The sequence below is a fragment of the Micromonospora sp. NPDC051141 genome (assembly GCF_044455765.1).
In the GTDB taxonomy this organism is placed as follows: Bacteria; Actinomycetota; Actinomycetes; order Mycobacteriales; family Micromonosporaceae; genus Micromonospora.
In genome coordinates this window covers 126,420-151,906 of sequence record NZ_JBITFD010000013.1, presented here as the reverse complement: position 1 = coordinate 151,906, position 25,487 = coordinate 126,420, and the positions used below count along the sequence as shown (strand labels likewise).

22 protein-coding genes are annotated in these 25,487 nt (G+C 74.4%); 14 read left to right on the top strand and 8 right to left on the bottom strand.

Annotated features, from left to right (window positions below):
• Positions 1–24: 24 nt before the first annotated feature.
• Entirely contained in the window at positions 25–1,029 is a 1,005-nt protein-coding gene (locus tag ACIA6B_RS24040; protein WP_396776503.1) for a GlxA family transcriptional regulator, read from the bottom strand.
• A 71-nt stretch (positions 1,030–1,100) separates the two neighbouring features.
• Here ACIA6B_RS24040 and ACIA6B_RS24035 point away from each other — a divergent pair, with 71 nt between their 5' ends.
• Positions 1,101–2,384, top strand: a complete 1,284-nt coding sequence (locus ACIA6B_RS24035) for an MFS transporter (protein WP_396776501.1) — start codon at positions 1,101–1,103, stop codon at positions 2,382–2,384.
• Position 2,385: 1 nt separating this feature from the next.
• Here ACIA6B_RS24035 and ACIA6B_RS24030 read toward each other — a convergent pair whose 3' ends face one another.
• Positions 2,386–3,099 (bottom strand): RICIN domain-containing protein, encoded by a 714-nt coding sequence (locus tag ACIA6B_RS24030; protein WP_396776499.1) that lies wholly within the window; start codon positions 3,097–3,099, stop codon positions 2,386–2,388.
• Between the two features lie 57 nt (positions 3,100–3,156).
• Positions 3,157–3,441, bottom strand: a complete 285-nt coding sequence (locus ACIA6B_RS24025; RefSeq protein WP_396776497.1) for a DUF427 domain-containing protein — start codon at positions 3,439–3,441, stop codon at positions 3,157–3,159.
• 82 nt (positions 3,442–3,523) lie between these two features.
• Here ACIA6B_RS24025 and ACIA6B_RS24020 point away from each other — a divergent pair, with 82 nt between their 5' ends.
• From ACIA6B_RS24020 to ACIA6B_RS23975, 10 genes are all read left to right on the top strand, one after another.
• Positions 3,524–4,909, top strand: a complete 1,386-nt coding sequence (locus ACIA6B_RS24020; RefSeq protein WP_396776495.1) for an FAD-binding oxidoreductase — start codon at positions 3,524–3,526, stop codon at positions 4,907–4,909.
• Positions 4,906–6,249: a class I SAM-dependent methyltransferase gene (locus tag ACIA6B_RS24015; RefSeq protein ID WP_396776494.1), complete on the top strand. Its 1,344-nt coding sequence runs from the start codon at positions 4,906–4,908 to the stop codon at positions 6,247–6,249. Before ACIA6B_RS24020 ends, ACIA6B_RS24015 begins: the two co-directional genes overlap by 4 nt.
• Positions 6,250–6,338: 89 nt before the next feature.
• The gene (locus tag ACIA6B_RS24010; RefSeq protein ID WP_396776492.1) at positions 6,339–6,902 is read left to right on the top strand and encodes a helix-turn-helix domain-containing protein; all 564 of its coding nucleotides are present in this window, start codon (positions 6,339–6,341) and stop codon (positions 6,900–6,902) included.
• On the top strand, positions 6,895–7,722 hold the full coding sequence (locus ACIA6B_RS24005) for an SRPBCC domain-containing protein (protein ID WP_396776490.1): 828 nt from the start codon (positions 6,895–6,897) through the stop codon (positions 7,720–7,722). Before ACIA6B_RS24010 ends, ACIA6B_RS24005 begins: the two co-directional genes overlap by 8 nt.
• 85 nt (positions 7,723–7,807) lie before the next feature.
• Positions 7,808–8,041: a zinc-ribbon domain-containing protein gene (locus ACIA6B_RS24000; protein ID WP_396776489.1), complete on the top strand. Its 234-nt coding sequence runs from the start codon at positions 7,808–7,810 to the stop codon at positions 8,039–8,041.
• A 257-nt stretch (positions 8,042–8,298) separates the two neighbouring features.
• The gene (locus tag ACIA6B_RS23995) at positions 8,299–9,369 is read left to right on the top strand and encodes a hypothetical protein (protein WP_396776487.1); all 1,071 of its coding nucleotides are present in this window, start codon (positions 8,299–8,301) and stop codon (positions 9,367–9,369) included.
• A 43-nt stretch (positions 9,370–9,412) separates the two neighbouring features.
• Complete coding sequence (locus ACIA6B_RS23990) at positions 9,413–10,912, top strand: hypothetical protein (protein WP_396776485.1); 1,500 nt, start codon at positions 9,413–9,415, stop codon at positions 10,910–10,912.
• 141 nt (positions 10,913–11,053) lie between these two features.
• Positions 11,054–13,246: a S1 family peptidase gene (locus tag ACIA6B_RS23985; protein WP_396776483.1), complete on the top strand. Its 2,193-nt coding sequence runs from the start codon at positions 11,054–11,056 to the stop codon at positions 13,244–13,246.
• Between the two features lie 295 nt (positions 13,247–13,541).
• On the top strand, positions 13,542–15,734 hold the full coding sequence (locus ACIA6B_RS23980; protein WP_396776481.1) for a putative bifunctional diguanylate cyclase/phosphodiesterase: 2,193 nt from the start codon (positions 13,542–13,544) through the stop codon (positions 15,732–15,734).
• Positions 15,735–15,789: 55 nt separating this feature from the next.
• A complete protein-coding gene (locus tag ACIA6B_RS23975) occupies positions 15,790–16,548 on the top strand; it encodes a MerR family transcriptional regulator (protein ID WP_396776479.1) in 759 nt (252 codons plus the stop codon).
• Between the two features lie 231 nt (positions 16,549–16,779).
• On the opposite strand, the gene ACIA6B_RS23970 is transcribed toward ACIA6B_RS23975, so the two are convergent.
• Together ACIA6B_RS23970 and ACIA6B_RS23965 are read right to left on the bottom strand one after the other, a co-directional pair.
• On the bottom strand, positions 16,780–18,297 hold the full coding sequence (locus ACIA6B_RS23970; RefSeq protein ID WP_396776477.1) for an SLC13 family permease: 1,518 nt from the start codon (positions 18,295–18,297) through the stop codon (positions 16,780–16,782).
• A gap of 22 nt (positions 18,298–18,319) precedes the next feature.
• Positions 18,320–19,861, bottom strand: coding sequence for a gluconokinase (locus ACIA6B_RS23965; protein WP_396776475.1), 1,542 nt, complete (start codon positions 19,859–19,861; stop codon positions 18,320–18,322).
• A 266-nt stretch (positions 19,862–20,127) separates the two neighbouring features.
• Between ACIA6B_RS23965 and ACIA6B_RS23960 the strand changes: the two genes are divergently transcribed.
• Positions 20,128–21,285, top strand: a complete 1,158-nt coding sequence (locus ACIA6B_RS23960) for a hypothetical protein (RefSeq protein ID WP_396776472.1) — start codon at positions 20,128–20,130, stop codon at positions 21,283–21,285.
• A gap of 21 nt (positions 21,286–21,306) precedes the next feature.
• On the opposite strand, the gene ACIA6B_RS23955 is transcribed toward ACIA6B_RS23960, so the two are convergent.
• Positions 21,307–21,900, bottom strand: a complete 594-nt coding sequence (locus ACIA6B_RS23955) for a hypothetical protein (RefSeq protein WP_396776470.1) — start codon at positions 21,898–21,900, stop codon at positions 21,307–21,309.
• 108 nt (positions 21,901–22,008) lie between these two features.
• On the opposite strand from ACIA6B_RS23955, the gene ACIA6B_RS23950 reads away from it, so the two are divergent.
• Complete coding sequence (locus ACIA6B_RS23950) at positions 22,009–23,349, top strand: phosphotransferase family protein (RefSeq protein WP_396776468.1); 1,341 nt, start codon at positions 22,009–22,011, stop codon at positions 23,347–23,349.
• Here the strand turns inward: ACIA6B_RS23950 and ACIA6B_RS23945 are convergent.
• The gene (locus ACIA6B_RS23945; RefSeq protein ID WP_396776466.1) at positions 23,346–24,206 is read right to left on the bottom strand and encodes a helix-turn-helix domain-containing protein; all 861 of its coding nucleotides are present in this window, start codon (positions 24,204–24,206) and stop codon (positions 23,346–23,348) included. The genes ACIA6B_RS23950 and ACIA6B_RS23945 overlap by 4 nt on opposite strands.
• Before the next feature lie 128 nt (positions 24,207–24,334).
• Between ACIA6B_RS23945 and yidD the strand changes: the two genes are divergently transcribed.
• Positions 24,335–24,706: a membrane protein insertion efficiency factor YidD gene (gene yidD / locus ACIA6B_RS23940; RefSeq protein ID WP_396776465.1), complete on the top strand. Its 372-nt coding sequence runs from the start codon at positions 24,335–24,337 to the stop codon at positions 24,704–24,706.
• A gap of 18 nt (positions 24,707–24,724) precedes the next feature.
• Here the strand turns inward: yidD and ACIA6B_RS23935 are convergent, their stop codons facing one another.
• Positions 24,725–25,459, bottom strand: a complete 735-nt coding sequence (locus ACIA6B_RS23935; RefSeq protein ID WP_396776463.1) for a YqjF family protein — start codon at positions 25,457–25,459, stop codon at positions 24,725–24,727.
• Between the last annotated feature and the right edge of the window lie 28 nt (positions 25,460–25,487).

Here is a 25,487-nt window from a genome sequence, read left to right as displayed (position 1 = left end):
CCCGGCCTGACCCAGCTCCGCGCGCTACGCCGGCAGCCCCACCCGGCCTGACGCCGGGGGCGCGCGGAAGGCGCGGCGGTAGGCGGTGGGGGCCACCCCCACCCGGGCGTGGAAGTGCTGGCGCAGGGCGGCGGTGGTGCCGAAGCCGGCGTCCCGGGCGATCCGGTCGACGCTCAGGTCGGTGGTCTCCAACAGCACCCGGGCGTGCTCGGTGCGTTGCCGCAGCAGCCACTGCGCCGGGCTGAGCCCGGTCTCGGAACGGAAGTGCCGGGTGAACGTGCGGACGCTCATCCGCGCGTGCGCGGCCATCTCGCGCAACGCGACCGGTTCGTGCAGCCGGCGCCGGGCCCACTCGCGGGTGGCCGCGGTGCCGGTGGCCGTGGCCCGGGGCACCGGCCGCTCGATGTACTGGGCCTGGCCGCCGTCGCGCCACGGCGGCACCACGCAGCGGCGGGCCGCCCGGTTGGCCACCGCGCTGCCGTGGTCGGTGCGGATCACGTGCAGGCAGAGGTCGATGCCGGCGGCCACCCCGGCCGAGGTGAGCACCGACCCGTCGTCGACGAAGAGCACCTCGGGGTCGAGCCGTACACCGGGGTACAGCCGCCGGAAGCGGGCCGCGTACGCCCAGTGGGTGGTGGCCGGCCGGCCGTCGAGCAGGCCGGCGGCGGCGAGCACGAACGCGCCGGTGCAGATGGACATGATCCGGGCGCCCCGCTCGTGGGCGGCGCGCAGCGCGTCCGCCACGTCGTCGTCCACCGTCCCGGTGGTGAGCGGTGGGCCGTCGTGGATGCCGGGGACGACCACCGTGTCGGCGGTGGCCAGCGCGTCGAGGTCGTGGTCGGGGAGCACCCGGAAGCCGCCCGTGCTGCGGACCGGACGGGCCCCGGCGGTGCAGGTGGTGACCGCGTACAGCCGGGTCCGGTCCGTGCCGCGGGCGGCGCCGAAGAGCTGGGCGGGGGTGCCGAGGTCGAGGGCGACCACGCCGTCCAGGGCGAGGACGACGACGCGGTGCGGCGGCAGGGCGGGCATGGCCCGATTATTGCGCACGATGGCTTTCCGGCCACTCGTCCCCGTCGCCCGCCGTGGCGAGACTCGGTGGGGTGAGAAGACTGCACCCGGCCTGGCTGGTCGCCGGCGTCGCGTTCGTGGCGCTGGTCGGCGCCGCCGGCTTCCGGGCCACCCCGGGCGTCCTGCTGCATCCGTTGCACGCCGAGTTCGGCTGGCCGCTCGCCACCATCTCCGCCGCCGTCTCGGTCAACCTGCTGCTCTACGGCGTCACCGCCCCGTTCGCCGCGGCGCTGATGGACCGGTTCGGCATCCGCCGGGTGGTGGCCGTCGCGCTGCTGCTGGTGGCCGCCGGCAGCGGGCTGACCGTGGCGATGACCGAGAGTTGGCAGCTCATCCTCTGCTGGGGCGTGCTGGTCGGGCTGGGTACCGGCTCGATGGCGCTGGCGTTCGTGGCGACCGTCACCGGGCGCTGGTTCGTCCGCCGCCGGGGCCTGGTCACCGGCGTGCTCACCGCCGGCGGGGCGGCCGGGCAACTGGTGTTCCTCCCGCTGCTCGCGGTGCTGGTGCGCGACCACGGGTGGCGGACGGCGGCACTCGTCGTGGCCGGGGCCGCGCTCGCCGTCGTACCCCTGGTGGGGTGGTTGCTGCGCGAGCACCCGGCGGATCTCGGGCGGCCGGCCTACGGCGCCACCGCTGTCGTGCCGCCGGCCCGGCCGGCGGGCGGCGCGGCGGGCCGCGCGATCGGCGCGCTGGCCGCCGCCGCGCGGACCCGGCCGTTCTGGTTGCTGGCCGGCGGCTTCGCGATCTGCGGCGCGACCACGAACGGGCTGGTCGGCACGCACTTCGTGCCGGCCGCGCACGACCACGGCATGCCGGAGACCACCGCCGCCGGCCTGCTCGCCCTGGTCGGGATCTTCGACATCGCCGGCTCGGTGGCGTCCGGCTGGCTCACCGACCGGGTCGACAGCCGGCTGCTGCTCGGCGCCTACTACACGTTGCGCGGCGGATCGCTGCTGGTGCTGCCGAGCCTGTTCGCCGGCCGGGCCGAGCCGAGCATGCTGGTCTTCGTCGTCTTCTACGGGCTCGACTGGGTGGCCACCGTGCCGCCGACGGTGGCGTTGTGCCGGGAGTGGTTCGGCGCGTCCGGTGCGGTGGTGTTCGGCTGGGTGTTCGCCGCGCACCAGGTGGGCGCCGCGCTGGCCGCCACCGGCGCCGGCCTGGTCCGGGACCGCCTCGGTGACTACGCGATGGCCTGGTACGTGGCCGGTGCGCTCTCGATCGGCGCGGCCGGGCTCTCCCTGCTGCTGCGCCGACGGCCCGCGCTCGCGTTGCCCGCAGTCACGGCCGGGCGGCGGGCCTGGAGCTACCGGAGCTGAGTCAGCCGAGCGCCCACTGCTGCTCGGCGCCGCCGCCGCACGGCGCCTGTTCCAGCTCCCGACCGGCCTCGGTGCCCGCGTCGTCGACCTGCGCGCACCTGCCGCTGTGCACGGCGACCAGCAGCACCGGCCCGCCGCCTGTCGGCTGGAGCTTCCACTGCTGGTTGGCCTGCCCGTTGCAGGACCACTGCTGCACGTCGGCGCCGTCGTCGGTGCTCGCCTCGTTGACGTCGAGGCACTTGCCGCTGGCGGCGTTGACCAGCAGGTAGGTGTCGGGGGCGACCGGCGTGACCACCCACTGCTGCTCCGGCCCGCCGGTGCAGTCGGCGAGCGCGGCCTGCGCGCCCTCCGGGTCGTCGCCGGTGACGCCGACGCAGCGCCCGGATGGCACGCCCCGGATCACCCGGGGCGTGGCCACCGGCGCGGCCGGTGTCTCCGGCGTCGCGCTCGGCGTGGGCGACGGCGCGGCAGCGGTCGTCGGCGGGGCCGAACTCGGCTCGCTCTCCGCCGGGGTCGGCACGGCCGCCGCCGGCACCACCGGCCGGTCGGCCCCGCCCCCCAGCACGCCGGTCGCGAAGAACACCCCCAGGAGTACGCCGACCAGGCCGATGCCCAGCGCGGTGCGCATCAGCGGGTCCCGGGGCAGCCGGCTCCCGCCGCGGGCGGGGCGGGCACCGTAGACGGTGCCGGACGGGTCGGGACGCGGGTCGGCCATGGGGGCATCCTGACCCACCGGAGCCGCCGAGGGCCAGTCGCCCCGGCGGCCGGTGACTCAGTCGACGACCCGGACGTCCTTCCAGAACGCCACCCGGTCCCGCACCATCTCGGCCTCGGGCTTCGGCTCGGGGTAGTACCAGACCGCGTCCGGACTGGTGACGCCCTCGTGTTCCAGAGTGAAGTAGGAGGCGGTGCCCTTCCACGGGCAGACCGTGTGCGTGTCGGAGGAGCGGATCAGGTCGTCGCGCAGGGCCGTACGCGGGAAGTAGTGGTTGCCCTCGACCAGTACGGTGTCGTCGCTCTCCGCGACGACCAGGTCGTTCCAGACGGCTTTCGGCATGTCCTCCACGCTATGCCGCGACCCGCCCGGCGGCCACCGTCGAGGTGCCACGAATTGTCGGACCGGGGCGTAAGGTGATCTCATGCGAGCTGTCCGTGATCATGAACGGGCGGTGGACGCGTTGCGGCGGTCCTACGCCGCGGTGCCCGCCGGTGAGACGGTGCGGCTGGCCAAGCAGACGTCGAACCTGTTCCGTCCCCGTTCCGCGCCCCGGGTGCCGGGGCTGGACGTGCGCGGGCTGACCGGGGTGCTCGACGTCGACGCGACGGCCCGCACCGCCGACGTGCAGGGCATGTGCACCTACGAGGACCTGGTCGACGCGACGCTGCCGCACGGGCTGATGCCGCTCGTCGTGCCGCAGTTGCGCACCATCACGCTGGGTGGCGCGGTGACCGGCCTGGGCATCGAGTCGACGTCGTTCCGCAACGGCCTGCCGCACGAGTCGGTGACCGAGATGGACGTGCTCACCGGCGCGGGTGAGCTGATCACCACCCGCCCCCGGGGCGAGCACGCCGAGCTGCACCGGGCGTTCCCCAACTCGCTGGGCAGCCTCGGTTACGCCACCCGGCTGCGCATCGAGCTGCAACCGGTCGGCCGGCACGTGGCGCTGCGCAACATCCGGTTCACCCGGCTTGAGGAGTTGGTCGACGCGATCGGCGAGGTGGTCGACAAGGGCGCGTTCGCCGGCGAGCCGGTCGACGCCATGGACGGCGTGATGTTCAGCCCCGGCGAGTCCTACCTGGTGCTCGCCACGTTCACCGACCAGGCCGACGGCCGTCCGTCCGACTACACCGGCCAGGAGATCTACTACCGCTCCCTGCGTCGGCGCACCCGCGACGTGCTGACCGCGTACGACTATCTCTGGCGGTGGGACACCGACTGGTTCTGGTGCTCGTCCGCGTTCGGCGTGCAGCACCCGGTCCTCCGGCGGCTCTGGCCGCAGCGCTACCGGCGCAGCGACTTCTATCACAAGATCGTGCGCTTCGAGCACCGGCACCAGGTGGCCGCCCGGGTCGACAGGTGGCGGGGCCGGCCGGCGCGCGAGCGGGTGGTGCAGGACGTGGAGATCCCGCTCGCGCGTACGCCGGAGTTCCTGCGCTGGTTCGCGGCGAACGTGGGAATGAACCCGGTGTGGCTCTGCCCGCTGCGGTTGCGGGAGCCGGCCGGCCCGGGGTCGGCCCGGGCGTGGCCGCTGTATCCGCTCCAACCGGGCGAGACCTATGTGAACATCGGCTTCTGGGGCAGCGTCCCGATCGCGCCGGGCGCCGCCGACGGCGACGTCAACCGGCGGATCGAGCACATGGTGTCGGAGACGGGCGGCCACAAGTCGCTCTACTCCGACGCGTACTACGACCGGGCCGCGTTCGACCGGCTCTACGGCGGGGAGACCTGGCGTGCCGTGAAGGACCGCTACGACCCGGAGCACCGACTCACCGGACTGTACGAGAAGGCGGTATCCCGAGCATGAGTCTGACCGACCGAACACCGGGGGCGGCGAGCGCCCCGGCCGGGCCGCCCACGGGCGGCCGGCGCACCGGACCGACCGTCGCGGACGTGATCCGCGCGGTGACCACCGGCGACCTGCCCGTCCGGGTCACCGGGTACGACGGCAGCGCGGTGGGCCCGGCCGACGCCGGGATCACCCTGGCGATCCGCACCGAGCGGGGCCTGTCGTACCTCCTCACCGCGCCGGGTGACCTGGGCATGGCCCGGGCCTACGTCAGCGGTGACCTGGGCCTCGACGGCGTGCACCCGGGTGACCCGTACGAGGCGTTGCGGGTGCTCAAGGACGAGCTGCCGCTGCGGCTGCCGCCGGTGGCCGACGCGCTGGCCCTGGTCAGAGGGCTGGGCTGGGAGCGGCTGCGGCCCCCGCCGGCCCCGCCGCAGGAGGCGGCGCCGCGCTGGAAGCGGGTGGTGAACGGGTTGCGCCACTCGCGGGCGCGGGACAGCACCGCGATCTCCCACCACTACGACGTGTCGAACGCCTTCTACGAGAAGGTGCTCGGCGAGTCCATGACGTACACCTGCGCGGTCTTCCGCACCCCCGGCGACACGCTGGAGGAGGCGCAGCGGGCCAAGTACGACCTGGTCGCCGGCAAACTGGCGCTGCGGCCGGGGATGCGGCTGCTGGACGTCGGCTGCGGCTGGGGCGGCATGGTCCGGCACGCGGCCCGGGAATACGGCGTCAAGGCGCTGGGCGTGACGCTGTCCAGGGCGCAGGCCGAGTGGGCGCAGGCCGCGATCGAGCGGGAGGGGCTGGGCGACCTGGCCGAGGTGCGGCACCTCGACTACCGGGACGCGCCGCGCGAGCAGTTCGACGCGATCTCCTCGATCGGGCTGACCGAGCACATCGGCGTGCGCAACTACCCGGCCTACTTCGGCGCGTTGCGGTCCCGGCTCAAGCCCGGTGGGCGGCTGCTCAACCACTGCATCACCCGGGCCGACAACCGGGCGCCGCACCGCTCCGGCGCGTTCATCGACAGGTACGTCTTCCCGGACGGTGAGCTGGCCGGCCCGGGGCGGCTGATCAGCGAGATCCACGACGCCGGGTTCGAGGTGCACCACGAGGAGAACCTGCGCCAGCACTACGCGCTGACGCTGGCCGGCTGGTGCCGCAACCTGGTCGAGCACTGGGACTTCTGCGTCGACGAGGTCGGTCCGGGCACCGCCCGGGTGTGGGGCCTCTACATGGCCGGCTCCCGGATGGCGTTCGAACGCAACGGCATCCAACTGCACCAGGTGCTCGCCACGCACAACGGCCCGCAGGGGGTGAACGGCTACCCGCTGCGTCCGGACTGGACGCCCTGACCCGTACCGACGAGAGGCCGCGCGACCCGCGCGGCCTCTCGTCGACGTCATTGACAAACAAATTTTGTACGTACAAACTTGTTTTTGCCATGAGAGACGTCCTGTACCTGGAAGCCCGTGAGCAGGCGGAAGCCCTGCTCAAGCCGCAGCGCATCGAGGTGCTGCGGCAACTCGCCGAACCGCGCACCTGCACCGAGGTCGCCGCCCGGCTGGACCAGACGCCGCAGCGCGTCTACTACCACGTCAAGCAACTGGTCGCGGCCGGCCTGGCCGAGCAGGTCGCGCAGCGGCAGGTGCGCGGCATCACCGAGGGCATCTACCAGGCCGTCGCCCGGTCCTACTGGCTCTCCCCGCGGCTGGTCGGCCGCCTCGGCGACGGGCGCCGGGTGCGCGACGAGCTGAGCCTCGGCTACCTGCTCGACCTGATGGAGGAGGTCCAGGCCGACATCGCCGCGCTCGACCGCGCCGCCCCCGAGCTGCCCTCGATCGGCGTGTCCGGCGAGATCCGGGTGCCCGCCGAGCGGCGCCAGGAGTTCCTGCACGACCTGCAGTCGACGCTGCGGGACCTGTTCACCCGATACGGCGGCGCCGAGGGAGACGCCTTCAAGCTCGCCGTGGCCTGCTACCCGAAAGGCGATCACACCGATGACTGAGCCGCTGACCGTCCGCGCCCGCCTCGCCGCCGACGTGGCGACCGTCCGCCACGCGCTGACCGACCCGACCGAGCTGCGCGTGTGGCTCGCCGAGCACGCCGAGGTCGAGCTGCCCCGCCGGTACGAGTTCTGGGGCCGCTTCACGCCCGAGGGGGACGCGCCGCACCAGCGGCTGCGGCACGTCGACGACACGTCGCTGCGCTTCGCGTGGACGCTCGACGGGGTGGAGACCACCACCGAGATCGAGCTGGCGCCCGACGGCGACGCCACGATCCTCACGCTGCGGCAGAGCCACTTCTCCTTCGACGAGGCGATGAGCGGCAGCAGCATCCGGGGCGTGCTCCAGACGTACTGGGCGCTGTCGATCGCCAACCTCAACGCGCACCTGGAGGGCCGGCCGCTGCTGCCGCGTACCGACTTCACCGCCGCCGACCTGAGTGGCGAGTTGCTGATCGACGCCCCGATCGACGCGGTGTGGACCTCGCTGACCGACTCGGAGCAGGCCAGTGCCTGGTTCGGCTACCCGATCGGCATCGAACCCTGGGCGGGCGGTCGCTACGCGATGGGTGGCTTCGACACCGGCTATGTGGCGAAGGTGCTGGACGTGACGCCCGGCCGGGCCATCTCCGTCGACTGGGGGCCCACCGGCGTCAGCACCTGGGAGCTGGCCAAGTCCGCCGGCCGGACGAAGCTGACGTTCGTGCAGTCCGGCTTCGACGAGGGCAACCCCCCGTACGCGGCCTGGACCGGCACGGTGGCCGGCCTGGCCGAGCTGCGCCGCTTCCACGAACTCCCCGCCTGGCGCCCCATCTGGCTCTGAGGTGTAAGGAGGGGCCCCCGGTTAACGCCTCAGGTATAGGCGGGGGCCCCGCTTAACACGTGCCCCGGGTGGGTAATGCCGGGCGATGTTCTTCATCTTCGGGCTGCGGACCAAGGTCACCCGCTCCGGTGTCGTCACCCGGGTCTGCCGTCACTGCGGCAACCGGGCCGCACAGGTGATCACCCGGCGGGCCACGAAGTTCAGCCTCTTCTTCGTCCCGCTGATCCCGGTGCGTACCCGGTACGCGCAGCAGTGCACGTTCTGCGGCGCCGAGTACGACATCTCCCGCGCCGAGGCCGAGCGCCTCCCGGTCGGCTGACCGTGACGCGCTTCCTCTGCTGGCTGATGGGACGGCCGATGGTCACCCCACCTGCCGTACCGGTGCACACCGCCGCCCGTCCACCCTGCACGCCCGGCCGTCGGCACCGTCGCCGCAGCCGGCCGGCGGCGGGCGCGCTGTCCCCGCGCTCCCCGTGGAACCGTTCCGCCGGACGGTGACCCGCCGGAGCGGGTGTTGACAGGGGCCCCGCCGCTACCGGAGGCGTTAAGCGGGGGCCCCTCCTTACACTTCATCGGGTGGAAGATCGGCTGGGGGAGATTCGGGGTGGGGGGCCGCCGCGGCGGCACAACGCCCGCACCATCGCGGCGCTGACCGGCAACCCCGGCTGCACCCGGCGCGCGGTGCTGGACAGCGCCGGCGCGGACAAGCCGGCGCTGGCCGAGCGGCTGGGCTTCCCGGCCCGGTTCGGGCAGTCCCGGTTCGCCATCACCCGGGGCAACGCGTTCGAGGCCCAGGTCAAGGCGGACGGCGGGGTGGAGCTGCTGCGCCTGGTGGCGGAGCGGCTCGGCGTACCGGTGCCGGCGGGCGCGACCTGGACGGACCTGGGCGGCGACGACGACCGGACGGCACGCTCCCGGGCGGCGTTGACGGCCGGCGGGGACGGCCCGGCGCTGTTCGACCATCCGCTGCTCGGCCTGGAGGTGGCCGGCCGGCGCGTGCACCTGGAGCCGGATCTGGTCGCCGCCCGGCTGGGCGGCCGGTTCCACGTCGTGGAGATCAAGTCGTTTCCGGTGATCGACGGGCAGGCCGACCCGGCGAAGGTGGCCGCCGCCGCGATCCAGTCCGCGGTCTACGTGCTGGCCCTGCGTGAGCTGCTCGCCGCCGCGGGACGCGATCCGGAGCTGGTCTCGCACGAGGTGGTGCTGATCTGCCCGCGCGACTTCGCCAACCGGCCGGTGGCCAGCCTGCTCGACGTCCGCCGGCAGCTCCTGGTGCTGCGCCGGCAGCTCGCCCGGATGGCCCGCGTCGACGACCTGCTGGCCACCCTGCCGGCCGGCTTCACCGCCGACCCGGCGGCCGACCCGGCCACGCTGGCCGCCGCGCTGCACGAGGTGCCGGCCCGCTACGCGCCGGACTGCCTGGCCGCCTGCGAGCTGGCCTTTTTCTGCCGGCACGAGGCGCGCGGCCAGACCGGGGCGCTGGGCCGGCCGGTCCGGGAGGCGCTCGGCGGTGTGCCGGCGGTGGCGGACGTGCTGGCGCTCGCCGCGGGCGTCGGCACCCCGGAGCCGGAGCAGGCGGAGGCCGCCGCGCTGCTGCGGGCCGCCGCGCGCCTGCGCGCCGACGCCCTCGCCGGAAACCCCGCATGAGTACGCCCCGAAGCGCGCGGGCGCGTCGAGCGGGGGAGCCGCGTTGAGTACGCTGCGCGCGCTGGCCCGGGCGCAGGCGGTCGCCGCCGGGCGGGCCCAGCCGGTGGCCACGGTCCGGCACCTGCACCTGTCGGACCGGCCGCTGGTGCTGGTGCCGCTGGCCCTCGCGGGTGAGGCGAACGCCCCGCTGGCCGTGCTGGTGGGCGCCGCGCCGGACGAGGCCCGGCTGCTGGTGGTGCCGCAGCCCCGCAACCGGGACCAGCGGTTCGCGTTCGCCGCCGAGCTGGCCGGCATCGTGCTGCCCTATCTGGACTCGTTCCGCGGCGTGACCGAGGCGGTGGCGGTGGACCGGGGCCGGGACGTCCGCCACCGGTACGTCGACGCGCCGCAACTGCTGGTGCCGAACCCGGCCGGGATCACGTTCCTGCGGCTGTTCGGCCGGTCCACCCGGTTCCGTCGCCCGGACGGCGACCATCCGGTGCACCCGTCGGTGCCGCTGCTCGGCCGCTGGTTGACGTTCTTCGCGGAGCGGGCCGAGCAGCCCGGCTCGGCGGCGCTGCTGGCGCTGACCGACGCGCTGACGCTGCACTGGGCGACCGGGCAGAGCGCGGTGGAGGACCTGCACCTGCCGGCGGTGCTCGGCTGGCTCGACCCGCCGCCCGGGTCGACCGGGGCCGAGGCGGCGCTCCGGGCCGAGGACCCGGCGCTCGTGCCCCCGGCCGGGCCGGCCACCGACCCGGACTTCGACAACCACCGGCTGGCCCCGGCGATCGAGGCGTACGCCGGGGCGGGGGACGACCCGGCGGCCCGCTCGTCCGCGTACGCCGAGCTTGCCGCCCTGGTGCGCGGCCAGTTCGCGCCCACCTGGGAGCTGATGTGGCGCGGGGTCGGGCTGTTGCGGGCGCTGCCGCCCGGCGCGCGGGTGGCGGGCCGGTGGGCCGGGGACCGGGACGCGTTCACCGGGTACGCCGAGCATGTGGACGCCGGCGGCGGTCCGCAGCCGCGCCGCGACGGCGCGGTGGCCGCGGCGCTGCGGTTGCAGCGGCTGGAGCGGGCGTTGACCGCGTGGGCGGTGCAGCGGGCGTACGACGATCCGCTGGTGATGGCCGAGCACCGGCTGGCCGGGGAGGCGTTCGTGGGCGAGGTGACGCTGGCGGACCCGAAGCGGGTGGACGACTCCGGCCGGCGGCCGGTGCTGCGGCCCCGGATCCAGGTGGTGACCGTCGAGCCGGTGCCGATGCCGGTGGGCGCGACGCTGTATTCGCCGGCCCGGCCGGGGCAGAAGGCGACTGTGGTGTTCGTGACCCCCGGCGGGGACGGCAAGACGGAGGTGGTGCTGGAGCTGTCCGGCGGGATGGGGCGCGGGCTGACCGCGCCGGCCGGCAGCGTGCCGGAGGTGGGGGAGCGGATCTGCCTGACCAGCCTCTCCGACGGCTACCTGCCGGGTGGCGTGTTCCCGACGCCGGAGGAGACGCCGTGGACGCACGGCGGACCGCCGGAGCACCACGTCGAACCGTCCAGCGAGGACCTGACCGCCCAGTGAGGACAGATCGGTCCGGTCCGGCTGGCTGTCGCGTTTGGGCGGTTATGTTCCGGCGCGCTACACGTCGCGTGTCCGCCGGATAACATCCAGCGGGACCGGGCCGGACCCCCGGTCCGCGCCGATCGAACCACGGGGGATTCGTTGTCAGTTCGCCATGCCCGCCGGTGGGGAGCCGCTCTCCTCGGCGTCGTCACCGTCTCGACACTGCTGGGTGGTGGGACCGCGTCGGCGGTCAGCGGTGCCACCCCGGTGCCCGACGGCACCTACGCCTTCACCGCCAAGATCACCTTCGGTGACCTGCGCGCCTGCACCGGCGCGCTGGTCGACCCGAACTTCGTGGTCACCGCGAAGACCTGCCTGACCGACGGCACCGGCCCCGTCACCGCCGGCGCCCCGGCCCGCCCCACCACCGTCGTCGTCGGGCGCACCGACCTGACCGGCACCGCCGGGCACCAGCGCGCCGCCGTCGCGGTCCTCCCGCACCCGGACCGCAATCTGGCGCTGCTCCGGCTCGCCAACCCGGTCACCGGCGTCACCCCGGTCGCGCTCGCCACCGCCGCGCCCGCCGTGGCCGACACGCTGACCATCGCCGGGTACGGCCGCACCGCGACCGAGTGGGTGCCGGACCGGCTGCACGCCGCCGACTTCACCGTGCAGGGTGTCGGCACGGCCACCGCCGACGTCACCGGCGCCTCGGCCGGGGCCACCATCTGCCGGGGCGACGCCGGCGGCCCGGCGCTCCGCGTCGTCGCCGGTGCGCCGCAGCTCGTGGCGATCGGCAACACCTCCTGGCAGAAGGGCTGCCTCGGCGAGACCGAGACCCGCGACGGGGCCACCGTCACCCGGGTGGACGACCTGACCGCGTGGATCCGTGAGCGGACCGCCGACGTGCAGATCTTCGGCGTGACCGCCACCGGGCAGCTCACCTACGGCGTCATCGACGCCACCAGCGGCGAACTGCGCGCGAACCGGGTGTCGACCGCGACGCTCGGCTTCACGCCCAAGGCGATGGCCACGCTGAACGAGAACACCATCCTGGTGACCGACACCGGCGGCAAGATGTACCGGCTGGACGTCACCGGCGTCGACCCGTTGACGTTCACCACCACCTGGATCATGGACGGTTGGTCCACCTACGACCGGCTGACCTACGACGGCTACGGCTCGCTCTACGGGCAGATCGGCTACGAACTGCGTCGCCGGACGCTCACCACCGAGAAGCCGACCTCGCAGAACGACCTCGGGTACCCGGTGACGGTCGCCACCGGCTTCAGCCAGAAGACGCTCACCTCCCCGGCGCCGGGCCGCATCCTCGGGAACCTCACCGACGGCCGGCTGCTCTCCTACCGCGTCAACGGCGGCGGGCCGGAGGGGTTCATCCTCAGCACGCTCGCCACGACCGGCTGGGCCGGCTACACCCACGTGCTCTCGCCCGGTGGCGGCTGGTACTTCGCCCGCACGGCCGGCGGCGGGCTGGACCGCTTCCGCGACGCGAACCCGGTCGACGGCAGCGGCGCCGACCTGACGAAGTCCACAGCGGTCAGCACCAGCGGGTGGAACCAGACCCTGCTTTCGGCCCGGCCGTGGCACGGCGTCATCTCGGTCTTCGGCGCCCGGCCCGACGGCCGGCTCACCTACACCGCCCTCGACCCGGTGACCGGCGCGATCGTGGTGCGGACGGTCTCCGAGCAGACGCTCGGCTTCACGCCCAAGGCGCTGGCCACCCTCAGCTCGGACACCCTGCTGGTGACCAACGGCGGTGACCTCCACCGGGTCGACGTCACGAGCGTCCAGCCGCTCACCTTCACCCGCACCACCGAGCGCCTCGGCGGCGGCTGGACGCACGACCGGCTGGTCTACGACGGCAACGGCTCGCTCTTCGGGCAGGCCGGCAGCGTCCTGCACAGGTACACGGTAGCCAAGGCCAAGCCGGCCGACGCGACCACCGACCTGCCCAACCACGTGGTGCCGATCGCCAGCGGCTTCGGGGTGCAGTCCCTCGGCGCCAACGGCAAGGGGCACCTGATCACCACGACCAGCACCGGGGCCCTGGCCACCTACGTCGTCACGCCGGCCGGCGCCTGGGACGGCCGGTTCGACCCGGCGACCAGCGGCTGGACCGGGGTCACGTCGCTCTTCTCGCCGGGCGGCGGCCAGTACTACCGGCGCGACGCCAACGGCGTGCTGACCGGCTACCTGGAAACCAGGCCGTTCGACACGAGCGGCGCCGACCTGGCGGCGTACGTGCCGACCGGCACGGCCAGCGCCGGCTGGGACGCGATCCTCTCCGCCCAGTCGTACGACTCCTGGCCGGACAGCAACCGCCGCTGGTGATCCGTGCGGAAGTCCGATGAGGACGCGGGCCGTCTCCACTACGGTGGGACGGCCCGCGTCACGTCCGGTGACCGACACCGGACCGAGTCTGGCGGCGGCCCCCGGCGCTGACTAGGCTTGCGCCGTTCGTCGTCCGCCGTCCGGTCCTCATCACCGAGGGCGCACGTCTGGAAGAGAGCCGGAGCGCATCGTTGTCCCCCCGCACGACGTGAGCCTCGCCGCCGCGGCACCGGCCCGTCACCCGCTCGCCGGCCGTGTCGGACTCGTCGCGGCCGCCGTCGTCGTACTCGGGGAGATGATCTGGCTGGTCGCCGCCCTGCCCGGCGCGGCGCTGGTCAGCGACCTCGGCGCGATGGCGGTGTCGAGCTGGGCGGCGGTGCTCTGCGTGGGCGCGGCCCGCCGGCATCCGTTCCCATTGCGGCGGTTCTGGTGGCTGCTCGCGACCACCATGGCCCTCGCCGCGCTCGGCCGTATGGTGTGGACGGTCGAGCGGCTCAGTGGGATCGACCTGCCGCACACGCCGCTGGTCGGCGGGCTGTTCACCGCCGGCATCGTCACCGGCACCGCCGCGCTGCTCTGTTCCCGGGCCGGCGGAAGCAGCTTCATCGGGCAGGCCCGCACGCTGCTCGACGGCGTGATCGTCGGGCTGGCCCTGATCCCGATCGGCTGGGTGGTGGTGTTCCGCGACCTCGCCGCCGCCGACCTGTCCGACCCGCTGCGCACGTTCGGGCTGCTCTACCCGATGTTCGACCTGATGCAGCTCACCATCCTGGTGGCGGTCGCCGGGCCGGGCCGGCCGATGTGGCGGGCGCTCACCCTGATCGGCGCGGGCCTGGCGATCCGGGCCGGCGCCGACGCGGTCTACGTCTCCCTCGTCGCGCACGGCAGCTACGCCCCCGGGCACCCGGTCGACGTCTGCTGGCCGCTGAGCTACCTGCTGGTCGGCCTGGCCACCCGCTATCCGGCGCCGGGCGGCGGTGACCGGGAGGACGACGCCGGCGAGTCACCGCTGCCGCCGTGGTGGCGGGTCGCTCTGCCGTACCTGCCGGTGGGCGGCGCGATCGTCGCGGTGATGGTGTCCCGGCAGCCCACCGGGCAGACCCCGCACCTGGTCTTCGTCGGCATGATGGCGCTGCTCGGGGTGCTGGCGCTGCGGCAGGGGTTGGCCGCGAACGAGAACCTGCGGCTGGTCGCCCGGCTGCGCCGGCTGGCCTACTCCGACCAGCTCACCGGCCTGCCCAACCGGCTGACCTTCATCCGGCGGCTGCGCCGCGCGCTGCGGGCGGGCGGGCCGGTCGCCGTGGTGCTGCTCGACCTGGACGGCTTCAAGCAGGTCAACGACCGGTTCGGGCACGCCGCCGGGGACCGCCTGCTCACCACCACCGCGGCGCGCATGCGGGACGCGACCGGCCCGGACGGGATGATCGCCCGGCTCGGCGGCGACGAGTTCGCGGTGCTTGTCGTCGGGGACCGCCCGGTGGCCCCCGAGCGGCTCGCCGTGCGGCTGCTCGCCGCGCTCGAACCGCTGCCCGGCGAGGAGGACCTCGGCGTCCACCCGTCGGCCAGCATCGGCATCGCCGAGTACGGCCCGCAGCACAGCTCGCACACCGACCTGCTGCGCGACGCCGACATCGCCATGTACGCGGCGAAGGCGGCCGGCAAGTCCGCCTGGCGCACGTGTACGCCGGAGCTGCGCGAGTCGGCGGTGAGCCGGGCCGAGCTGATCGCCGACCTGCGCCGCGCGGTCGACGAGGGTCAGTTGCTGATGGAGTTCCAGCCCATCGTGGACCTGGCCACCGGCACGGTCCGCAGCGCCGAGGCGCTGGTCCGCTGGCGGCACCCCCGGCTCGGCGTGCTCACCCCGGCACGGTTCCTGCCGCTGGCCGAGGAGACCGGGCTGATCCTGGCCATCGACCGCTGGGTGATCCACGAGGCGTGCCGGGCCGCCGCGACCTGGCGGGAGCGGGCCCCCGAGGTGACCGTCGCGGTCAACATCGCCGCCGCCCACCTGTGCCGGCCGGACCTGATCGCCACGGTCACCGGCGCGATGGGCGCGGCCGGGCTGCCGCCGCGTGCGCTCACCCTGGAACTCACCGAGTCGGCGCTGATCGAGGGCAGCGAGGCGGTGCTCGACCGGCTGGCCCAGCTCCGCGACCTCGGCATCCGTATCGCCATCGACGACTTCGGCACCGGCTACTCGTCGTTGAGCTACCTGCACCGGATCCCGGCCACCGAACTGAAGATCGACCGATCCTTCGTGGCCCGGCTGGGCGCCGGCGACTCCCGCGCCTACGCCACGGTGGAGATGGTCAACCGGCTGGCCGGCGCGTTCGACCTGGCGGTGGTGGCGGAGGGGGTGGAGACCGGCGCCCAGCACGCGGCGGTCACCGCGATCGGCTGCCGGCAGGGCCAGGGCTGGCGGTACGGCCGTCCGAGCGCCCTGCCGGACCTGCTCCCCACGCTGGCCCACGAGAGAATCAGCGGGTGACTTGACCCTCACGCTGCGGGAGGCGGGAGCCTTGGTCGCGGAAGGGAGGGAACCCATGGCGTACACGGTGGGTCAGGTGGCGCGGGCGGCCCGGGTGACGGTCCGCACGTTGCACCACTACGACGAGATCGGGCTGCTGCGGCCGAGCGGGCGGACCCCGGCGGGCTACCGCCGCTACGACGACCGTGACCTGGACCGCCTCCAGCTCATCCGCTACTACCGCGAGCTGGGGTTCCCGCTTGACGAGATCGCCGCGATCCTGGACGACCCGGACGCCGACCCGGCGGCGCACCTGCGCCGGCAGCACGAGCTGCTCTCCGGGCGGATCGGCAAGCTCCAGGAGATGGTCGCGGCGATCGAACGCGCGATGGAGGCGAGGAAATTGGAGATCCGATTGACGCCGGAGGAGCGGTTCGAGGTGTTCGGGGACTTCGACCCGGACGAGCACGCCGAGGAGGTGGAGCAGCGGTGGGGTGACACCGAGGCGTACCGGCAGTCGCAGCAGCGGGCCAGCCGCTACTCGAAGGAGGACTGGCTGCGCAACAAGGCGGTGAACGAGGACTGGGGGCGGCGGTTCGCCGCGCTGATGGACTCGGGCGCGCCGGCCGACGGCCCGGAGGCGATGGCGCTGGCCGAGGAGCACCGCCAGCTCATCACCGAGTGGTGGTACGACTGCTCGTACGAGATCCACACCGGGCTGGCCGACATGTACGTGGCCGACCCCCGGTTCACCGCGTACTTCGAGACGATCCGGCCCGGGATGGCCGCCTACCTGAACGAGGCCATCCACGCCAACGCGGTCAGCCGGGCCTGAGCCCGCCGGCGATCCTCGGCGTCGAGGCACCCTGAGCAGGGCTCGTGGCCCTGGCTGGCCTGGGTCGAACAGTGCCCACGGTCGCCTACGAACTTGATGGCACGGACGGGTCAGCACGGCGGCTGCGGTGGGTCGCGTCCTGGTTGACCCATTCACGCCATCAAGTTCGTAGGCGGTGCGGAAGCATCCTCGTTCGTCGCAGCCGGGCAGCCGGGCAGCCGGGCAGCCGGGCTAGACGAAGACGTCCAGCAGGAGGACGCCGAGGAAGCCGACCACCGAGATGATGGTCTCCATCACCGACCAACTCTTGATGGTCTGCCCGACGGTCAGCCCGAAGTACTCCTTCACCAGCCAGAAACCGGCGTCGTTGACGTGCGAGAAGAACAGCGACCCGCAGCCGATCGCCAGCGCCAGCAACGCCACCTCGGGGCCCTGGAGCGTGGCGGCCAGCGGTGCGACGATGCCGGCGGCGGTGATGGTGGCGACCGTGGCCGAGCCGGTGGCCACCCGGATGCCGACCGCTACCAGCCAGCCGAGCAACAGCGGCGACAGGTTGGCGCCGGTGGCGGCGTCCGCGACCAGGTTGCCCACGCCGGCGTCCACCAGCACCTGCTTGAAGCCGCCGCCGGCGGCCACGATCAGCAGGATGCCGGCGATCGCCGGCAGCGAGCCACCCAGGAAACCCGAGACCTGGGTACGGCTGAAGCCGTTCCGGTAGCCCAGGAAGACCATGGCGAAGATGACGCCGGCGAGCAGCGCGACGATCGGGGTGCCGGCGATGTCCAGCGCCTTGCGGCCGGCGGTGTCCTCGCCGAGGGTCAGCTCGCCGATGGCGCGCAGCAGCATGAGCGCCACCGGCAGCAGCACGGTGACCACGGCGGCCCAGAGCGCCGGCGCGCGGCGGGACCGCGGCCCGGCCGGCTCGTCGATCGACGCGCCGGGACGACCGGCCCCGGGGTTGACCAGGTCGTCCTCGGTGACCAGGTCGCCGTCGGCGTCGGCCCGCCCGTCGCCGGGGCGGGTGGGGCTGCGGTCCCCGGCGACCGCCAGGTCACGCCGGGTGGGCAGCAGCGCCTCCGGTGCGGTGGCCGGCACGTACCGGGCGATGAAGTTACCGAACACCGGGCCGGCGATGATCACGGTGGGGATCGCCACCAGCAGGCCGAAGGCGAGCGTCTGGCCGAGCTTGGCGCCGAGCGCGTCGATCGCGACCAGCGGGCCCGGGTGCGGCGGCACCAGGCCGTGCAGCACCGACAGGCCGGCCAGCGCCGGGATGCCGATCTTCATCAGTGGCACGTCGACCCGGCGCGAGACCAGCAGCACGATCGGCACCAGCAGCACCACGCCGACCTCGAAGAACAGCGGCAGGCCGATCAACGCGGCGACCCCGGCCATCGCCCAGGGCAGCGCGCCGCCGGAGACCCGGCTCACCACCCGTTCGACGATGCTGTCCGCCCCGCCCGACTCGGCCAGCATGCCGCCGATCATCGCGCCGAGCGCGATCAACAGGCCGACGCCGCCGACCGTGGAGCCGACGCCGCCGCTGAACGAGGTGACGATCTTTTCGGCGGAGACGCCGGCGACCACGCCCAGCACCGCCGCGCCGAGGATCAGCGCCAGGAACGGGTGTACCTTGCCCCAGGCGATGAGCAGCACCACCGCCGTGATGCCGAGCAGCGCGGCGACGACGAGTTGGGTGTTGCCGGCGTTCGTGAGTGGTTCCGCCGGTGCGGCGAGCAGTGTGACCACGGCTATCACGACCTCTGTTCGGTCATCGGGGTGGTGCGGTGGGTGGTGGCTCCGGCGGCAGGCTCGGGGCCAGCCGTCGCAGCGACGCGAACGTCGGCACGAGCGCGTCGTACAGCTCGGAGAAGAGCGGGAGCAGCGCCGCGTACGTGGCGGCGGCGGCGGGATCGGGGCGGACCGTCTCCTCGATCCGGACCAGATCGGCGGCGACCTCGACCGAGGGGATCAGGCCGAGCGCCTGCATGCCGAGCAGCGCGGCGCCGAACCCGGAACCCTCGTGCCCGGCCGGGAAACGCACCGGCATGCCCAACGCGTCGGCCAGGATCTGCCGCCACAGCGGGCTGCGCGCGAAGCCGCCGCTGGCGCGGACCTCGCGGACCTCGTTGCCGGCCGCCCGCACCGACGCCAGGACCAGCGCGAGCTGCTGGCAGACCCCCTCCAGCGCGGCCCGCACCAGGTGGGCGCGGCCGTGGCCGTGGGTCAACCCGACGTACGCGCCGCGCGGCAGCGCGCTCCAGTGCGGCGCCCGCTCGCTGAGCAGGTACGGCAGCATGATCAGCCCGCCGGAGCCGACCGGCGCCTGGGCGGCCAGGCCGAGCAGTTCCTCCTCGGCTTGCTCGCCCAGCTCCGGGGCGAGCGCGTCGTGGGCCCACTGGAGCACGATCCCGCCGTTGTTGATCGCGCCGCCGACCACCCAGCGGTCCTCGGTCAGCGCGTAGCAGAAGACGCCGCCCAGCGGGTCCACACCGGGGCGTTCCACCATCACCCGCATCGCGCCGCTGGTGCCGATCGAGCAGGCCACCACGCCGGGGCGGACCGCGCCGAGCCCGAGGTTGGCCAGCGGCCCGTCGCCGGCGCCCACCACGAGCGGGGTGTCCGCCGGCAGGCCGGTGGCCCGGGCGGCCTCGGCGGTCAGCCCGGGCAGCACGTGCGTGGTGGGGACGAGCTGGGGAAGCTGCTCCTCGGTGATGCCGGCGACGCGCAGCGCCTCGGCGTCCCAGGCCAGCCGGTGGATGTCCATCAGGCCGGTGGCGGAGGCGACCGAGTGGTCGGTGACCAGCGCCTCGGCGAGCCGCCGCAGGACGAGATCCTTGATGCCGACCCAGTGCGACACCCGCTCGTGCAGCTTCGGCTCCTGCTCGGCGAACCAGACCAGCTTGGACAGCGGCGCCATCGGGTGCACCGGCGTGCCGGTGCGCCGGTGCAGGGCCAGCCCGGACGGCGCGGCCCGCAGCCGTTCGGCCTGCGCGCTGGCCCGGGAGTCGGCCCAGGTGATCGACGCGGTGAGCGGGTTGCCGTCGGCGTCCAGCCCGATCAGGCTGTGCATCGCGGTGCTGAACGACAGCCCGGCGACCGGCCGGCCCAGCTCGTCGACGACCGCGCGGATCACGCCGAGCACGGCCTGGTAGATCAGGTCCGGGTCCTGCTCGGCCCAGCCCGGGTGCGGCTCCTCCAGCGGGTAGCCGATCGAGTGGCTGGCCAACTGCCGGCCGTCGGTGTCGAACGCGACCGCCTTGCTGCTGGTGGTGCCGATGTCCACGCCCACCACGACGGCCGGGTCGCCCACCGGTGCACCTCCACTCGCCGCCGGGGGCCGCGGACGCCCCGCCCTGCGGCTGACGTTACCGACGTGTCCACCGGCCCGCATGGCGAAGCGGGGCGGCCGGAGGCGGACCCACACGAAACGTGAATCGCCGCAGCGTTTTCCGCCGATTGCGACCGTCAATCAGCCAATCGGTCTAATTGGTGACTTTGGCGTGTCTTCGTACCCCCGGATCACCGTTGACACCAGTGACACCCCGGTTGGTGGGCTCGCGCGGCGGAGGAGTCGGCGTGGCGATGACTGATTCGACGGGTTCCACATGGCGTTACCGGTGGGCACACCGGCAGAACGAACGGCGGCAGCGGGCCTTCCGCGCGGCCGACGAGGCGTGGCGGCGCCGCGACGACGAGCTGCGTCGCCTGCGTACGCTCGCGGTTTCCTTTCACGGTTCGGTGCGGGCCGGCGTGGGCCTGCCGATGGAGCTGGCCCCCGGCGAGGTGGTCTTCTGGACGCTGCCGGCCGCGCAACTGGTCGAGGTGCGGCACACCGCCGTGCTACCGGCCCCCGAGCTGACCGTCGACCCCGACCCGCCGGTGCTGCGCCCGCGCCGCCCCGAGGGGGTGCGGGTGGTCGACGCCGGGCTGGCCGTGCTCACCAACCGGCGGCTGGTGCTGCTCGGCGGGCGCGGGCGGCGCGACTGGGTGTACGGCCGGATGACCGGGCTGTCCCACGACCCGGCCGCGCCGGTCACCCTGATCCAGGTGCTGGACCGGCGGCGTACCTCGGGGCTGCTGCTGCCCACCGGCGCGGCGGCCGACTTCCGGTTCACGCTCACGCTGGCCTTCGCCGACGCGATCGAGCAGCGCGCCGCGGTCGTCGCCGAGCTGGACGCACTGCTTGACGAGCACGCGGAGTCCCGCCCGCAGCGCCCGGCCGTGCTCACCCCGGGCCAGGCCCGGCCCTCCGCGCTGGTGCCCGGCGGCCGGCGGACCGTCGCGGTGGGCGCGGCGCTCGCGCTGGCCGTGCCGGCGATGCTCGTCGAGTCCAACCCGCCCACCCGGGCCGGGTCGGAACGCGCCGCCGCCGCCACCCCGGCGGCCACCGGCACGCCCGCGCCGCCGGTCGTCGCCCCCGCCGTCCAGGTCCGGCCCAGCGCCGACCCGGAACCGCGCCGCACCCGGCCCGCGTCGCCGCGCGCCGCCGTCCCGCAGCCGGCCACCGAGCGGCGCTGCGGCGCCCCGGTGAACCCCTTCGGGTACGACTTCTGCGGCGGCGACCGGATCCGCAAGCCGGCCGCCGGTGTCTGCGACTGGTTCGAGTGCGTACCCGGGTTCTGGTCCGGTCGGGGCTGGCTGGTGCAGTGCCGGGACGGCACGATCAGCCGGACCGGCGGCCAGCGCGACGCGTGCGCCGACCACCGCGGCCCGCGCCGCCCCCTCTTCAGCTGACGGGTAAGGCGGGGCCCCCGGTTAACGCTTCTGGTATAGGCGGGGCCCCCGCTCAACTCCCCGGGCGCGCAGCGGCAGCAGACCGGCCAGGACCAGCGCGGCGCCGACCGGCAGCAGGTCCAGGTTCACCGCGATCGCCACGAACCCGACCAGCACCAGCACCGGCGCCCACACCGGCAGCAGCCGCGCCGCCGCCGCGCGGTAGAGCAGCACCAGCAGACCCAGCTCGAACAGCGCCGGCCCGCCGACGAGCACCACGCCGGGGGTGTCCACCGCGTCGGCGAAGCGTGGGAACAGGTCACCGAGGATCACCCAGACGAAGGCGGCGGCACCGACCAGGCCGGCCAGCGCGGCCAGGTCGTCGAGCGTCCGCAGCCGGCCCGACGGGGTACGCAGCAGGCCGTGCAGCCCGACGATCAGCGCGGCGAACCCGAGCACACCGAACAGGAACAGGGTGTGCCCGGTGTTCCACGCCCAGGCGCCCTTGTCGCTCTGCCCGTCCAGGCGGTCGAGCAGGCGCAGCAGCCCGTAGCCGAGCAGCAGCACCGCGGCGGTCACCGCGACCGGCCGCAACCAGCGGTACGCGGGAGGAGTCCGGGAATCGAGAAGACTCATTGCCCCAGCGTGTCCGCCGCCCGTCGCCGGGACATCCGGGAGCCGCCCCGCACCGCCCCCGGATCAATCCGCTCGCCTCCCGTAGGGGTGCTCGACTAGCGTCCGGCCGTGTCCCGCACCGTGACAGTGGTCCTGGTCGACGCCGCCGGCCGGCCGCTCGGCGCGCTGCCCCCGTTCGACGTGCCGGACCCGTGGTGGCAGCAGGTCGCATCGATCGTCGACGGCGTCCGCCACCGGCACGGCGTCGACGTGGCCGTGCTCCGGCTGCTCGACGCCGACCGCCCGCACCCACCCGGCGGCCACGTCCGCTACCTGGCCCAGCTCACCGGGGCCTCGCCCGCCGCCGCACCGCCCGGCATGCCCCTGGAGGCGGTCGCGGTGGACCTCGCACCGCACCCACTGCGCCAGCCGTGGGCGGAGCCCGGCGGCTCGGCCCGCAGCGTGGCCTGGGCCGCCGACGAGTTGCGCCGCCTCGGCCGCCCGGTGACCGCCGTGGCGCAGCAGCGCACCTGGAACCTCTCCGCGATCTGGCGCCTGGACACCCCGCAGGGCCCGGCCTGGCTGAAACAACTCCCCCCGTTCGCCCACCACGAACCCGCCGTCCTGACCTGGCTGACCACCCTCCCGCTCCCCACCTCCCGCACCTCCCCAACCTCCGCAACCTCCTCGGCCTCCTCGGCCTCCTCGGCCTCCCCGGTTGATCAAGGAGTTTGCGTCTCCGTCGATCTCTCCGGCGACGCAAACTCCTTGATCGCCGGCGCCGACGCCGGGGTCGGGGTCGGGCCGGGGGTGCTGGCGGTGGGCGGGGAGGGGCGGGTGCTGGTGGAGGACGTGGTGGGGGAGGACCGGTACGGGGCCGGGGAAGTGGAACTAGCGGGTATCTCGGCGGTGCACCACGCGGTGCAGGTGCGGGCCGTGGGGGCGGTGGGCCGGCTGGTCGCGGACGGCGTACCCGACCTTCGTGGGGCGCGGCTGGGTGGGTGGATCCGGAGGTGGCTGGCGGGGTACGACGTGTCGGCCGCCGCGGAGCTGCTGCTCGACGGGCTCGACGAGCGGCTGCGGCGGGTTCGCGACTGCGGGCTGCCCGACACGCTCGTGCACGGCGACCTGCACCCCGGCAACGTCCGTGGCGACGGCACCCGGCGCGTCGTCCTCGACTGGGCGGACGCGTTCGTCGGTCACCCCGCGTTCGACGTCCTGCGTCTGGCCGAGGGCCTGGCCGCGCCGGCCGCCGCCCGGCTGATCGACGCGTGGGCCGACCGGTGGCGGGCCGACGCGCCCGGTTGCGACCCGCACCGGGCGGTCGACCTGCTCCGGCCGGTCGCGCCGCTGCGGCTGGCCGCCGCGTACGCGATGTTCCTCGCCGGCATCGAGCCGAGCGAGCACCCCTACCACGCACTCGACGTGCCGGCCGCGTTGGCGCGGGCCGCCGCCGAGGCCCGCCGCTAGACCCGGCGCACCGGGATCCACAACTCCGCGTCGGCGGTGCCGCCGCCCTCGGCGATCCGCACCCGGGAGATTTCCGGCCCGGGGCGGATCTCGTACGGGTTGGACGGGAACCACTGGGTGAACACGTCCCGCCAGAGGTGCTGCAACGCCTGCGGGAACGCGCCGGAGCTGCGGAAGACCGCCCAGTCGCCGGCCGCCACCGGCAGGGTGTCCAGGTCCGCCGGCACCGGGCCCCCGGTCACCACCGCGTGCCAGTAGTCCAGCTCGGTGCCCTCCGCGCGGGACCCGGCCAGGTCGTCGCTGACGTTGACGACGCCGCGCGGCTCCTGGTCGGACAGCGCCTCGATCCGGCGTACGGTGTCCGGGTCCACGCTCCTGACGAACGCCACGATGTGCGGGTTCATCCCCTCGTGGACCAGCGGCACCCGGGCCTTCCGGCCGGCGAGGTGGCAGGCGTCCTTGGCCACGATCCGGTAGTCCATGCTGCTGCTGCCCTCGACGACGAGCCGGAACGACATCCGGGGCTGGGACCGCAGCACCGCACCGGTGCGCCGGGCCTGCGCCGGGCCGACGCCGTGCACGGACCGGAACGCGCGGGCGAACGCCTCGTTCGACCCGTAGCCCCACCGGATCGCCACGTCGAGCAGCGACTCCCGGTCGGCGAGCACGTCGGCGCCGGCCAGCGTGAGTCGGCGACGGCGCACGTACTCCGACAGCGGCATCCCGGCCAGCGCCGAGAAGAGCCGCCGGAAGTGGTGCTCCGACGTGCAGGCGACGCGGGCCAGCGCGGCCACGTCGAGCGGCTGGTCGAGCCGTTGTTCGAGGTGGTCCATGGCCTGGTTGAGCCGATCCAGCACCGGATGCTCCTTCCTGGGTTCGCCCTCGACGCCCATGGTTCCGGCTGCCCGTGGACCCGCCCGCACCGGCCCCGTCCCGGTCGGCCGAGCCGCCACTGGCGGGGGTGTCGCATCATGGCCTCGTGATCATGCGGAAGCGACACCACAAGAAGAAAAAGCACCGGGACTGGTGCGACTGCGACTGCGATCTGCTCGACTGTGACGGCCCGGGCTGCTGCGACCTGGGGCTCTTCTCGACCCTGCTCACGCTCGGCTCGGTGACCGCCGGCCTGGTGCGGACGCCGGCCGTGGACCGGGCCGGCCGGGCCGCCATCCTCGGCTACCGGCGCTGGCTGTCGCACCGCTGGCCGGGGACCTGCCGGTACACACCCACGTGCAGCGCGTACGGGCTGGCCGCGGTGGAACGGCACGGCCTCGCGGTGGGTGGCCGGATGGCCGCCGACCGGATCCGCCGGTGCCGCCCCGACGTGCCGCGCGGCACCCACGACCCGCTGCGCTGACCGTCGGCCGGCGCGCGGTCAGGGAACCGACGTGGGGCCGCCGAAGACGACCGGGACGCCGGGGGAGTGCAGCACGCTCACCGGCGGCCCGTCCGGCGCGGGCAGGCCGGCGGCGGTGACCAGCTCGTCGTCCAGGTGCCGCAGCTCGGCGCGGTGCAGCGGCCACCGCGGATGCCAGTTCGGCAGGTGGCGGGTGCGCCCGTACGCCCGGGTGTGCAGGCCCCACCGCGCGGTGAGGAAGTGCTCCAGCGGCGTCGGCTCGGGGATCGGCGCGCCGACCCGGACGGTCATCCGGCTGGACGCGCCGGCCGGGCCGGGCCAGCGCCGCCGACAGTGGTAGGTGAGCGTGTCGCCGGCCCGCTCCAGCCGCATCGCCGACCACTTGTAGGGCAGGCGCAGGCTGAGCTGGGCGACCAGCACCGGCACCAGCCGGGACGCGTCAAGCGAGCGGAACACCACCGCCCGCCGGCCGGCGCCGTCGACCGAGTAGAGCCGTACGTTGGTTTCGGCGAACGTGCCGAGGTAGGGCACGCCCGGCCCGCGGCCGAACCCGAGCCCGACCATCCGGAAGCCGATCAACCCGACGTAGCTGAGCCCGTCGATCGTGTCGGGACGGGTGCCGGCCGGCAGCAGCGGCGCGACCCGCTCCGGCGGCACCGCCCAGTGCAGGAACGTGAGATCGTGCCAGCGTTGCGCCAGCCAGGCCCGACGGATCGCGCGTGCGGGCGCGTGCTCGACCGGTTCGATCTCCACCCGACCATCCTGCCTCCCGCCGGGCCGG